Origin of the sequence: Dysgonomonas sp. 511 (assembly GCF_010501105.1) — a bacterium.
Lineage (GTDB): Bacteria > Bacteroidota > Bacteroidia > Bacteroidales > Dysgonomonadaceae > Dysgonomonas.
In genome coordinates, this window is sequence record NZ_QVMQ01000014.1 from 28,232 (window position 1) to 42,325 (window position 14,094).

The 14,094-nt window shown below is 38.3% G+C and carries 7 protein-coding genes and 1 pseudogene; 4 read left to right on the forward strand and 4 right to left on the reverse strand.

Features of this window, described 5'->3' with window-relative positions; genetic code table 11:
* Positions 1-6 precede the first annotated feature (6 nt).
* The 4 genes and pseudogenes from D0T57_RS08110 to D0T57_RS15840 all read right to left on the reverse strand — a co-directional run.
* The gene (locus D0T57_RS08110) at positions 7-588 is read right to left on the reverse strand and encodes a 50S ribosomal protein L25/general stress protein Ctc (RefSeq protein ID WP_163272678.1); all 582 of its coding nucleotides are present in this window, start codon (positions 586-588) and stop codon (positions 7-9) included.
* A 297-nt stretch (positions 589-885) separates the two neighbouring features.
* Positions 886-1,371, reverse strand: coding sequence for a GAF domain-containing protein (locus D0T57_RS08115; RefSeq protein ID WP_163272680.1), 486 nt, complete (start codon positions 1,369-1,371; stop codon positions 886-888).
* A 5-nt stretch (positions 1,372-1,376) separates the two neighbouring features.
* Positions 1,377-1,970, reverse strand: a complete 594-nt coding sequence (locus D0T57_RS08120; protein WP_163272682.1) for an SIS domain-containing protein — start codon at positions 1,968-1,970, stop codon at positions 1,377-1,379.
* Between the two features lie 117 nt (positions 1,971-2,087).
* Positions 2,088-2,192 (reverse strand): annotated as a pseudogene (locus D0T57_RS15840) (IS982 family transposase); the annotation flags it as partial.
* 642 nt (positions 2,193-2,834) lie between these two features.
* On the opposite strand from D0T57_RS15840, the gene D0T57_RS08125 reads away from it, so the two are divergent.
* The 4 genes from D0T57_RS08125 to D0T57_RS08140 all read left to right on the forward strand — a co-directional run bounded on the left by D0T57_RS08125 (position 2,835) and on the right by D0T57_RS08140 (position 14,089).
* A complete protein-coding gene (locus D0T57_RS08125) occupies positions 2,835-6,755 on the forward strand; it encodes a hybrid sensor histidine kinase/response regulator transcription factor (RefSeq protein WP_163272684.1) in 3,921 nt (1,306 codons plus the stop codon).
* A gap of 165 nt (positions 6,756-6,920) precedes the next feature.
* Entirely contained in the window at positions 6,921-9,485 is a 2,565-nt protein-coding gene (locus tag D0T57_RS08130) for a hypothetical protein (protein WP_163272686.1), read from the forward strand.
* A 47-nt stretch (positions 9,486-9,532) separates the two neighbouring features.
* A complete protein-coding gene (locus tag D0T57_RS08135) occupies positions 9,533-12,484 on the forward strand; it encodes a TonB-dependent receptor (protein ID WP_163272688.1) in 2,952 nt (983 codons plus the stop codon).
* A 21-nt stretch (positions 12,485-12,505) separates the two neighbouring features.
* Positions 12,506-14,089 (forward strand): RagB/SusD family nutrient uptake outer membrane protein, encoded by a 1,584-nt coding sequence (locus tag D0T57_RS08140; protein WP_163272690.1) that lies wholly within the window; start codon positions 12,506-12,508, stop codon positions 14,087-14,089.
* The last annotated feature ends 5 nt before the right edge of the window (positions 14,090-14,094 follow it).

Genomic DNA, 14,094 nt, shown 5'->3' on the forward strand with positions numbered 1-14,094 from the left:
GTTTTATTAACCGTTGTTTTTAGCGGCAAGACCTCTTGCTGCACGTGTTAATTGAACGCGGCAAACAACTGCATTTTTTGCATTAAGCAATTCCAGATTATCGAAGCTGAGTTCACCCACTTGTACCGATTTTCCAAGAGCAAGCCCTGTTACGTCGATATGCAGTTTCTCAGGCACTTTGTCGTACATAGCTTTTACTTTCAGCTTGCGAAGGTCGAGAGATAGTTTACCCCCTGCTTTCACACCTTCTGCCAATCCGTCGAGAACAACAGGTACGTCTATTACGATAGGCTTGCTGTCGAACACTTGCAGGAAGTCTAAGTGAAGTACTGCATCTGTTACCGGATGGAATTGTATATCTTTCAAGATAGCTTTGTAAGAATTGCTTCCTACTGTCAGGTTTACCAGAAATATTTCAGGAGTATAGATCAGTTTTCTCACATCGCTGTTTGTCACAGTGAAGTGTACTGCTTCTTTGCTTTCTCCGCCATATATTATCGCAGGGATTTTGTCTTCTTTGCGGAATGCTTTTGTTGCTTTCTTGCCAATGGCTTCTCTTAGTTCACCTTTTAGTTCGAATGTTTTCATTTTGTTTTTATTAAATGTGTTACTCAAATAAAGTTTTGCTTCTTTATCCCCATCACACGTACGGGCTTATAAAAGCGGTGCAAAGGTAATATTTCCTGTTGGTTTTTCCTAATTTATACCTCAAAAGAAAAAGGCAAACTCATGAAATTTATCCGAACTCAATTCTGGGCTTGTAGGGGCGAATTATCATTCACTAGTGTCCACTAAAAGTTATTAACGAGAATGTAATTATTTGATATGGAGAGGCCATCTCATCATTGTGACACACCCTCTTTTTTAGTCTCATCGGCTGTGGAATTATATTTTGTTCCCCAATATTTGGGTTACTTGTTGCAGGTAAAAAGCGTCTGTCTGGTCGAAATGAGATAATTGGTCGCTATCTATATCAAGAATGGCAAATATCTCCTTCCTGTCGTCAAATAGTGGGACTACAATTTCCGACCGCGAATTGGCATCGCAAGCGATATGTCCGGGAAACTGTTCTACGTCTTCTACTATTACGATACGCTGTTCTTTCCATGCTGTGCCGCATACCCCTTTACCATGGTTGATACGTGTGCAGGCTATTGTTCCTTGAAAGGGTCCAAGCACCAGTTGATCTTGCTTTACGATATAAAAACCTACCCAGAAAAACCCGAAAGCCTGTTTCAAGGCTGCTGCTGTATTGGCATAGTTGGCTACAACGTCATTTTCGCCTTCCAGCAGGGCTCTCAGTTGCGGAAGTAGTTGCTTATACTTTTCCTCCTTCGATATGTCGTTGTTTACAATAAGAGATTCACTCATTGTCTTTATGGTTTGAGATGACCGAAAAGGCGTTCTTCCACAATGCAGCATAGTATATGCCCTATCAATATATGCGATTCTTGTATTCTTGGAGTTTCCATCGAGGGGACTTTTATACACAGGTCGCATTTCCCGGCGGTTTTGCCTCCAGTTTGTCCGGTAAAGACAATAGTCTTAACTCCTTTTTCTTTACAGGCGTCCAAAGCTTCGAGTATATTGGCTGAGTTTCCCGATGTGGTAATTCCTATAAATACATCTCCATTGTTGCCATGTGCCTGTATTTGTCTGGCAAACAGCTTGTCGAAACCGTAATCGTTGCCAATGGCAGTCATTATAGATGTGTCGGTAGACAAGGATATGGAAGGTAGGGCAGGGCGGTCGAAATAGAACCGGCTTACAAATTCTCCGGCTATGTGTTGCGCGTCGGCGGCACTGCCTCCGTTTCCGGCCAGAAGCGTTTTCTTTCCGTCCTTATATGCAGTGGTTATTATATCGGCAGCCGATTGTATATCTGCCAGCAATCCTGTATCGGTTAATATGAGTTCTTTTACCGAAATAGATTCTCTTATTTGTTGGGTTATTGTATCTATAGCTTGCATAAAAATAGTTTTAAAACAAAGATAGTATTTTGTATTTTACCTTTTAGGAAAAAGTATATATTTATAGTAATATTCACTCGTGGTGCATTTAGATAATAAATCTCTTTGGTAGTCAACACTTAAATAGCCTTTATCTCCTAAAACCATACAATCTTTATACATCGATTTAATGTTTTTTAGATAGTGAATATCGTGTATGGAAGCCTCTGTCAAGTTGCGAGATATCGTATTTTTCTTAAATGAGTAACACGTATCTTTACATTATACAAACCATCAGCTTTTTATCATGCTCCTGAACTGTTGCTTTAAATGTTGCCATGTTGTTGTGAAACTTTTGTGAAACAAAACACCGAAATACGGCAAATAAAGTTCGGAAAGTTCGGCGACATATACAAAAAAAGAGATTCGCAAATCATTGAAAATCTCTTAATTATATAATTTTTAGATAGTGATCCTCTTGGATCAACTATTTTATATCTTAAACCAATGTTTTTTAATATTTTACAAAAATACTACTACATAGTCAGCAGTAGTTTAGTAGTTATTTTTGTCCTTATGTTGTCTCTCAAAATACCACTCTTGGCCTGGAGTTGACTGTTATTCATGGCGTAAAGATAATTAAAATAATGTATTTTTATTCCGTCAGAACCATAGAATAAATATGACAAAATTGTACTCTGGTACTGAACAGTACAAAGGAATAGGTTTAGCATTCACTAAGAGGTGTAAAATAGACTAACTCAAATTTATGCCTAGTCAATTACTGGAATTTATTAATATAAGACTAAGAGAATTCACCGGATACAGATATCAATACTACACAAAAATGGATTATATTTGTATCAATATGATATAATTTTCTAAATGTATAAAAACTTAATATACATAATTACCTTCCTCTTATTTAGTCCTGGCTTGTGGGGGCAAATATTAAATTATCAGGTATTTATAAATATTATTCCTAGTGCCGAGGTCTCTACAGTCAACAGCTTTGCGCAAGATAATCAAGGACTTATCTGGATTGGGACTAACAAAGGGCTTTTTAGTTATGACGGATATTCTGCCCAGCAACATTTTACATTTGGAGAAAAAAGTAATACACTCATACATTCTATGTTAGTCTATGATGACTATTATTTACTACTGGCAACTGATAACGGCTTACTGATATATAATTATAAGACTGATCAGTATGAAGAAGATAATACAGATTTCCCCTCAGATATAAGAGCAATTACTATACGTGACAATATCCTTTGGATGGGAACACTCAACGGACTATTCAGATACAATTTAGATACAAAAAAACTAGAAAATATAAACAAACAAATTCATTCAGGACTTCCGCATAATACTATTTATTCCATCATAACAACACAGGACAATACATTATACATCGGAACATACAACGGGTTTTGTAAGTATATCCCCGAATCTGACAACTTTGAAATAATATCCTTGCCTGTAGACAACAAAAGGAGTAACCAGTTTATAAACTCATTGCTGGAGGACACAAATACCCGGAATATATGGATAGGCACAGAAGGTGCATTATACAAGTATTCACCAGATAAAAACGAAATAGAAGAAATCAGTTTCTTCCACAACAACTCTATAAAATCATTGGCTATCGACGGGGATAATAACCTGATGTTAGCTACAGACAATGGTTTGTACACATATAATCATATAGATAAGAGTACTAGTCATTTTGTACATGACTCCAGAAACAATAGATCGCTTAGCAATAATATTATATGGGGGATATTTGCTGATAAAGAAAAAAATATCTGGCTGGGTACCGATTATGGCATTTCTTTAGCGCGCAACAATAAGTCTTTACAATCAATACCTATTTCACAAATCACCGGTATTGGCGATGGCAACCGATTTCATTCCATCTTTAAAGATTCGCGAGGTAACTATTGGTTTGGAGGAACAAACGGCTTGATACTTTCTCCTTCGTTAACCGAGCGTACTGATAATGCAATATGGTATAGAATGGGAGACTCGAAATATCCTATATCTCACAACCGTATCAGGCATATATATGAAGATAAAGATAACAACCTGTGGGTAGCTACCGATGGAAGCATTAACAGGTATGATTATCAGAGAAAGCAATTTGTGCACTACACGATAGTTGATAGTACAAATACCCTGAACTCAAACTGGGCATACCATCTCTTTGAAGATGATAAAGGCCAATTATGGATCGCTACCTGTCTTGGGGGGATATTTGTTGTAAATAAAAACCGTTTATTAAATTCGTCTGGTAATTATGTTGCCGAAATGAATTATTCTACCAGAAATGGGTTGTCGGGTAATTTTATCAACCAAATTATACCTGATTACTCCGGCAATGTATGGGTATTACTTTACAATAACGGAATCAATAAAATAAATACGAATACCCACTCTGTTGAAAAGTTTTCGATAGAACAAGGAACAAATAATGAGAATCCCAATTATGTAATATGTGATGACGAAGGCTTCCTTTGGGGAGGTTATCGTGGTGGGTTGGCGCGAATAGATACGAGAGATAACAGCACGAATTATATTAAATTTGATAATTTCAGCAATAGTGAAATACTTTCTCTGATTGAGGTCGGTAATAATATATGGATTTCAACGACGGAAGGCCTTTGGGTATTGGACAAGAAAACAAATGGCGTAAAAAGACTGAATATCACCAATAAATCTTTTACATGCTTTTTCTTTGATAAAGATGTAAACAAAATATACATGGGAGGAGTCGATGAATTCACTGTTTTGTCGCCGGATATACAATATGAGAATTTCACAGGTTCACAACTCATACTCACCGCTCTTTATATTAACGATAACTTATTCCAGCCAACGACCGCCCAAGAGGGTAATAGTATCCGTTATTTGGATGAGATAGAATTGGATTACAATCAAAATAACTTGGCTTTCGAATTCTCGGATTTAATCTATTCGGAAGAGGAGGCGGGGAAATTTGTTTATAAACTGGAGGGTGCTGACACAGATTGGAATACAATCAGACAAAATATTAATCGTATAAACTATACAAATCTGGAATATGGGAACTACAAGCTGCTAATAAGCCGTCTGGATTCTTCGGGGAAACCATCGGATATTTCACGTACCTTTTCCATACGCATAAATCCGCCGTGGTATTATACGTTATGGGCAAAATGTATCTATGCAATCTTGCTGTTAGCCCTTATCGTGTGGATTCTCAATTTCTTCCGAGTACGGAACAATTTGAGAATTGAGCGGATAGAAAAAGAAAAGACTGTTGAATTGACAAACCTCAAGATAGATTTCTTTACTAATGTTTCCCATGAATTTAAGACACCTCTGAGCCTTATTATAGCGCCAGTCAGCAAATTATTGTTGGAGACAAAAGACGCTTCGAAGAAGCGGCTGTTAGAGAATGTACAGCATAATGCACTGAAGTTAAATTCCCTTATACGGCAGGTGCTGGAATTTAACCGAACCGATAGTATATCCAACATCAGCCTGATGTTGTCTAAAGTAGAGTTTGTCGAATTTGCCAAAAGTCTTTATTCTATTTATCAGGAAGGATATAAAGATAAAAATCTGAATTTCTCTTTTCATACCAATCAAGAAAAGATATTTATCAACATAGATGTACTGAAAATTGAGTCTGTATTGAATAACCTCTTGTCCAATGCGTGCAAATACACGAAAGAGGGTGGTCGTATAGACTTCGCTTTGAATTATAAATATGATGAAAAAGTACTGGATATTATCCTTTCCGATCAGGGAATTGGTATACCTTCCAACGAAATTCCGTATATCTTCGAACGTTATTACCAGACCACCAAAACTGCAGGAAACAAAGAAGGTACAGGTATTGGTCTTTATTTAGCAAAAACTTATACTGAACAGCATGGAGGTAAAATACATATAGAGTCGGAGGACGATAAAGGAACTACTATCACCATCTCTTTGCCCGTTTCTGTAGAAGAAAATGATATTTGCAATGAACAAGTGGAGATTTTTGCAGATAAAAACAGCCCTCTGGTATTGATTGTGGATGATAACCCTGAGATTGCTGATTTTATCGGTCAGACATTATCCCGTAGATACAGGTGCATGATTGCCCATAATGGCAAAATGGGACTGGAAATGGCAATAAATAATATTCCCGATTTGATAGTTGCCGATATAATGATGCCAGTGATGGATGGCCTCGAAATGAGTCGCAGAATCAGGAAAAATATACCGACTTCAACTATTCCAATCATTTTGCTCACAGCAAAGGATGATAAAAGCACCGAATTGGAAAGTATAAATCTGAACGTAGATGCATTTATTTCCAAACCATTCGATCCGGAACTGTTGCTCTCGCGTGCAGACCAGCTACTGAAAAGTAAACAGCAGATAGAAACTAAATTAAGAATAGAATCGATAGATACTCCTAAAGAAATAGAAGCCGTTTCTCCGGATGAGAGACTCCTTTCAGAGATTATTCAGATAATTGAAAATAAAATTGCCGACCCTGATCTGAATGTAAATTCACTTAGTACGATTTCAGGGATTGGTTCTAAACAGATTTATCGTAAAATAAAGCAACTTACCGGTCTGTCTCCTGTAGAATATATAAGGTCTATACGGCTGAAAAAAGCCGCCATGTTACTATCACAAAATAAATTTACGGTGGCAGAGGTTATGTATATGGTAGGTTTCTCCAATCATTCTTATTTCTCCAAATGTTTCCAGTCAGAGTTTGGTAAGACTCCACGACAATTTATGGACGACACTTTAATGTAATTGTATATCAACGATTTGTGTGCTCGAAGTCCAATTTGTTAAACATTTTGGATGTCCATTTTCTATCTATATCTGTCTAATTTGTGCCATATATCTACCCCATTAATCGGCTAATTTTGCCTTATCCTTAAAGATAGGAAACACAAAATTTAACCGAGATTTACCATGAGAATTTTTATTACAACACTATGTTGTTTATTGCTCACTTTATCCTTATGGGCACAGGAGTCACAAAATATTCCTACTATTTACATTGATAAATCAGGAGTGATGCGTTGGTCTGATACCCATCGAGAAGCATCCTTTTATGGTGTAAACTATACATTGCCGTTTGCACATGCTTACCGCGCAATGAACTATCTGGAAAAAGATCATAAGGAAGCCATCGACAGAGATGTATATCATTTTGCTCGTTTAGGTTTCAACGCTTACCGTATTCATGTGTGGGATGTGGAAATATCGGATGGTAAGGGAAACCTAATTGAGAACAACCACCTCGATTTGTTGGATTACCTCATAGCGAAGCTTCAAGAACGCAATATAAGGATACTGATAACAACTATGACAAACTTTGGAAATGGTTATCCTGAAAGGAATCAGGATACAGGAGCATTTTCATATCTGTACGATAAATGTAAAGTCCATAGCGATGAGAATGCAATTATAGCACAGGAAAATTATATCTCTCAATTTGTAACACACACAAATCCTTATACACAACTCTCATACATTAATGATCCTTTTATTGTCGGCTTCGAAATAAACAACGAACCATGCCATGCCGATACTCCTCAACAAACAGAAGATTACATTAATAGAATGCTCACTGCTTTAAAGAAAACCGGGAATAAAAAGCCGGTATTCTACAATGTGAGCCACAATATGGACCATGTACAAGCGTATTACAACACTTCTATACAAGGTACAACATATCAATGGTACCCTATCGGATTAGTTGCCGGGCACACACGCAAAGGTAATTTCCTGCCTTATGTGGATAATTATAAGATATCGTTTTCGAACGTGAAAGGTTTTGACAAAAAAGCGAAAGCTGTCTACGAATTCGATCCTGCCGATATCACCTATTCGTATATGTATCCGGCTATGGCGCGTACTTTTCGTTCGAATGGTTTTCAGTGGATTACACAATTTGCTTATGATCCGATAGATATGGCATGGGCAAATACGGAATACCAAACGCACTTTCTGAATCTGGCTTATACACCGAATAAGGCCATCAGTATGAAAATAGCAGCAGAAGTAACTTGTTCTGTTTCAATGAACAAGGAATATTCTCCGTACCCGAATGATACTATATTCGATAACTTCCGAGTAAGTTACACTCAGGATTTGAGTGAACTGAATATCCCTGAGAAATTTTATTATTCGAATAATACATCAACCATTCCTGTAAATGTTGAGAATCTGCAATCGATTGCCGGTTGCGGCAGTTCACCTATTGTCTCTTACGAAGGCACAGGCGCCTATTTTATCGACAGGTTGGAATCGGGATTATGGCGACTAGAAGTAATGCCGGATGCAGTACAGATAAATGACCCGTTTGCAAAACCATCCTTAAATAAAGAAGTAGTAACTATCGCTTGGAATGAGTGGAATATGAAGGTTAGCCTTCCCGGTTTAGGTGAAGATTTTATAATTAGAACTATCAATGAAGGAAACAGTCATAATGGGTTATCAAAAGGTATTGGCTTTTCTATAAAACCGGGAGCCTATCTTCTTTGTAATAAAGATTATCAACCGATCAAGGACTGGAATGCATCTACAAAATGGGGCAATATAACCTTAGGCGAATATGTTGCTCCTAAAGCTCATGCCAAAACATTTTCGGTGGTTCATAGTCCTGCGAAAATAGCTGAAGATAAGCAACCTCTGCAAATCGAGGCACAGATTGTGGGCCCGTCTTTTCCCGACTCCGTAATAGTTTATACGGATAAAATATCTTTTTGGTCGCAAAGCAATCCTTATGTAAAGATGGAGAGAGTGCATGGCTACACATACAGAGCCTGTATTCCTGCAGATATGATAAAAGACGATAATCTGAAGTACAACATTATTGTTTGTAAAGATAATAAAAACATTACGTATCCTGAGGCAATAGAAGGTAATCCGTTGGATTGGGATTTTTACCGAAATAAATATTATGAAACTAGAATAGTTAATCCCGAAACTCCTGTTGAACTGGTGAAAATTACTGACGGATATAGCAATATTGAAACCTATGGCATACCCGAAAGCTCTTATATAACCGGAAAACTAACCGGGAATGATTTGACAGAAACTAACAGGATAAAATACACTTTCTCTATTAAAGATACAGATTCGCGTTTCTACTGGCGCAAATATATAAAAGATGAAGCTGTCGCACGGAAAACGGCTCTACAAAACTCCAAAGCTCTATATTTAAATATCAGCAATGCTAAGGGTATAGACAAACTTAAGGTAGGGTTTGTAACTTCCGATGGCTTTACCTACACTTCTGTTTTGAATCTTGATAATAGAACAAATCTTTATAAAATTTCATTAGAAAGTTTGCAGCAAGACAAAACCGTATTGCTTCCTGCACCATACCCGGTATTTCTGGAACGCTATTTTGTGCCGGATACTAAAATTCCATTTAATGTAGAAAAGATAGAATCTATTATACTTTTCACTATTGATAGTATAGATGAAAAATCATCGGCGGAATTTGGAAATATGTGGTTGAAATAATATCAACATTATATAAAATAATTACCTTAATTAAATAATTTTAAGACATGGAAAAATACAAGAAGATTGTTAGATTCCCATTGCTACTTTTACTATTTCTGGCGGTGCCGCTATTCGTGAACGCACAAACCAGAAATGTAACAGGGGTAGTAACGGACGAAACCAACGAACCGATAATCGGTGCAGTAGTTAAAGTTCCCGATACGACTATAGGTATAACCACCGATTATGATGGAAGGTACACTATAGAAGTGCCGGCAGGGAAGAATGAGCTTGAATTTTCTTTTCTGGGCTACGAATCTCAACTTATTGCCATCTCCGGTAATGTAATCAATGTGAAATTGTTGCCAAAATCGATGGAACTTACCGATGTAGTTGTTATCGGTTATGGTACTCAACGCAAAAGCGACCTTACAGGCTCTATAAGCAGTGTAAGCAGCAAGGATTTTAACGAGGGGCTTATCAGTTCTCCCGAACAGCTTATAAATGGTAAAGTATCGGGAGTGCAGATTATGTCTAACAGCGGTTCGCCTACAGGTGGAAGTACAATACGTATACGTGGAGGAGCATCTTTGAATGCCAGTAACGACCCGCTTATTGTATTGGATGGTGTGCCATTAGAAAGTGGCGGTATCAGTGGTAATACTGGTAATTTCTTAAGCCTTATCAATCCGGCGGATATAGAAAGCATGACTATACTTAAAGATGCTTCATCTACAGCTATTTACGGTTCTCGTGCTTCGAATGGTGTAATAATAATTACTACAAAAAAAGGAACAGGAAGCGGTATAAAAGTTACGTTCAATACAACCAACTCTGTACAGACACGCACAAAAATGGTTGATATGCTAGACCAAAACGAATTTATAGATGTAATAAACTCGAATGGTACAAATGCACAGAAGGCACTATTGGGAACCGCATCTACAGATTGGAATGATCAGGTATTCCACACAGCTTTAGGAACCGACAACAATCTCAGTGTTGCAGGCCGTATGGCTGAAAACTGGCCTATTCGTGTTTCCTTTGGATATTATAACCAGAATGGCTTGGTTCGTACCGATAACGCCGAACGCTTTACCGGCAGCCTATCATTAGCTCCATCATTCTTTAACGATCATCTGAAAGTCAGTGTTAATGCAAAAGGCTCACATAACAACAATCGGTTTGCCAATACAAGTGCCATATGGGCGGCATCAACATTTAATCCGACTCTGCCGGTTTATTCGGACAATAACGAATATGGCGGCTATTGGGAAGCTATCGACAGTAATGGAAAACCGGCAAATGGTGCAGTTATAAATCCTCGGGGGCTGATAGATCAAAACAAATCGACCAGTAAAGTACAACGTTTTATAGGGAATGTTGATGTCGATTATAAAATGCACTTTTTACCCGAACTGAGGTATCATCTGACTTTAGGTTATGACTATGCGAAAGGTAAAGGTTCTGTATATGTACCTGCAGAAGCTGCAGAATATTATACTACAGCCGGAAAAGATTATGATTATGGTCCACAAAAAAATACAAACCGCCTGTTGACAACATATTTTAATTATAATAAAAATTTAGACAATATAAAGAGTGTCGTGGATGCAACGGTGGGTTACGATCATCAATTCTGGAAAAGTACAAGTCCTGCTTATGTAGAAACAAATACCAAAGGCGAAATACAATCGTCGATAGCTGCCACCGATCAGCGACATGCTTTAATCTCGTATTATGCACGTCTGAATTATACATTCGATTCGCGCTATATGCTGACTGCAACAGTCAGGGGAGACGGAACTTCTCGTTTCCACAAAGACAATCGCTGGGGAACATTCCCTTCTGTTGCTCTTGCCTGGAGAATAAACGAAGAGTCTTTCTTAAAAGAGAGCCGCGCCATAAGCAACCTTAAGCTACGGGCAAGTTATGGGGTAACCGGACAACAGGATGGTATAGGAAACTACAACTATATGCCGGTTTATACCTTAAGCCAGAATGGAGCACAGGTGCAATTCGGTGACCAATGGTATTATTCGTATCGCCCCGAAGCATATGTAGAAGACCTGAAATGGGAAACTACTACATCATGGAACTTCGGACTCGATTTTGGATTTCTGAAAGACAGAATCAGTGGTTCGGTCGACTTCTATACTCGTCAGACCAAAGATTTGTTAGCAACTGTTCCGTCACCAGCCGGCTCTAACTTTAATAAGAATATTCTTACCAATGTAGGAAATGTAGATAGTCACGGTATCGAGTTTTCGTTAAATGCAACACCTATCGATACAAAGGATCTTACATGGAATCTGAGCTATAATATGACGTGGCAAAAGATGAAAGTAAAAAACCTCTCATTGATAGATGGTGGAGCAGCAACCAACACACTGGTAGGTCCTACTATCGATAGCTATCAGTTTCAGGTGCTATCAGAAGGTTATGCGCCATATATGTTTTATGTGTACCATCAGCTTTACGATGAAAAGACAGGAATGCCTGTGGAAGGAGCGTATGCAGATATGAATAATGATGGCGAAATCAATTCTGCCGACCTATACCGCTACCATTCTCCCGCGCCCGATCTTATTTTTGGGCTCAGCACTTCGCTTCGCTACAAGCAATGGAGTCTGGGGATGAGTTTCCGTGCCAACTTGGGCAACTATGTATACAATGGCATGGCTATGAATACAGGAGCATGGAGCACTGTGAGTTATAATGATGCTCAGATTAATAATCTAAACCGGAGCTATCTTAAAACAGGGTTCCAAAACCGCCAGTATTTGTCCGATTATTATGTAGAGAATGCTTCATTCATCAAGATGGATAATATTTCTCTTGGATATAATTTCGGACGTATCAACAATTGGTTTGGCCTCAATGTAAGTGCTATGGTGCAAAATGTATTTTGTATAACCAAATACAGCGGAGTTGATCCGGAAGTACCAAATGGAATGGATATGTCATTCTATCCGCGTCCTCGTATTTTCTCCATCAGTTTAGGTCTTGATTTTTAAATTCTTTAAATAATGATCATAATGAAAAAAATACTATATATCATATTATTCGCAGGTCTTATAACAATGAATTCCTGTCTGGATGATCTTGATCAGACACCTCATATAGAGAATACTTCTGAAGATGTATATGCAACGGCAGCCAATTACAAAGCCGTATTGGCTAAACTCTATGCAGGCTTTTATACTGCCGGACAGGAGAAAGGCGGGAATAATTCTGATCTGGACAGTAATAGCGGACAAGACTATATGCGCTGCTACTTCAACCTGCAGGAATGCGGAACAGATGAGATAGCTTCTACATGGCTCGAAGGTGATAAAGTTTCGGATCTTACTTATTTATCGTGGGATGCAAACGATCCGTGGGTGTCGGATATGTATTACCGCATATTCTATAATATCTCATTATGCAACGAATTTCTTCGCAATGCCGGAGATGAACAAATATCTAAATTTACAGAAAGCGAACGGGCAGATATTCGTCATTACCGCGCCGAAGCCCGCTTTCTGCGAGCATTAGCCTATTATCATGCAATGGATTTGTTCCGTAATATACCTTTCGTTACCGAAAATGATCCGGTTGGGACATTTATCCCACCACGCTATGAAGCAAAACAGGTATTTGAATTTATAGAAACAGAATTGAAACAGATAGATGACGATCTGCTTTCCAGAAGCGAATGCGAGTACGGACGTGCGCCTAAAGCTGCTGCTTATACTTTATTAGCAAAAATGTTCCTGAATGCAAAAGTATATATCAATGAAGAGCGTTATACCGACTGTATTACTTACTGTAAAAAAGTTATTGCTGAAGGTTATACGCTCGAAGACGAATATCAGAAACTATTCAATGCTGATAACCATAAGCGCACTAATGAAATAATTTTTGCCTATGCTGTAGATGCAGAAAAGGCTGTTACGTGGGGCACTACTACCTACATTATATGCGGCGCCATTGGCAACAGTTCCGATTATTTGAAACCCGAAGATTATGGTGTAACCAGTGGATGGGGATCGTTCCGCGTACGTGGCGATATACCTAAACTCTTCAAAGCAGGAGATAAACGTGCTTTGTTTTTTACAGAAGGGCAGACGCTTGAGGTAGAAGTTGTGGATAATCAAAGTAACGGTTATTTTGTAACCAAATGGACTAATCTGACTGATGCGGGAGAACAAGCTTCTAATACTGCTGAAGGAGGTGTAAATACGGATTTCCCTGTCTTTCGTCTGGCAGATATATATCTGATGCTAGGAGAATCGGTTAGTCGTGGAGGCTCGGGTAGTTCAACAAGCGAAGCTTTGGGATATGTAAACGAGCTACGCGAACGCGCCTTTGGAGATACATACGAAACAATCGGCAAAGTGAGTGAAAGTGAAATAGCTTCTCCGGACTTCTTCCTCAATGAACGGGCAATGGAGTTATATTGGGAGTGCACCCGTCGTACCGACCTTATACGTTTCGATAAATTCACGACTTCAACATACCGTTGGGAATGGAAAGGTGGCGTGAAAGAGGGTAAAGCTGTGGATGAGAAATATAATATCTATCCTATTCCTGCAACAGACCTTACTGCAAATCCGAATCTATATAATGAAAAATACTAATTGAC

Bases quoted from the DNA above. Each gene is read 5' to 3' on its own strand.
- D0T57_RS08125 (WP_163272684.1), top strand. From the start codon at position 2,835: ATGTATAAAAACTTAATATACATAATTACCTTCCTCTTATTTAGTCCT.
- D0T57_RS08110 (WP_163272678.1), bottom strand. From the start codon at position 588: ATGAAAACATTCGAACTAAAAGGTGAACTAAGAGAAGCCATTGGCAAG.
- D0T57_RS08135 (WP_163272688.1), top strand. From the start codon at position 9,533: ATGGAAAAATACAAGAAGATTGTTAGATTCCCATTGCTACTTTTACTA.
- D0T57_RS08115 (WP_163272680.1), bottom strand. From the start codon at position 1,371: ATGAGTGAATCTCTTATTGTAAACAACGACATATCGAAGGAGGAAAAG.
- D0T57_RS08120 (WP_163272682.1), bottom strand. From the start codon at position 1,970: ATGCAAGCTATAGATACAATAACCCAACAAATAAGAGAATCTATTTCG.
- D0T57_RS08130 (WP_163272686.1), top strand. From the start codon at position 6,921: ATGAGAATTTTTATTACAACACTATGTTGTTTATTGCTCACTTTATCC.
- D0T57_RS08140 (WP_163272690.1), top strand. From the start codon at position 12,506: ATGAAAAAAATACTATATATCATATTATTCGCAGGTCTTATAACAATG.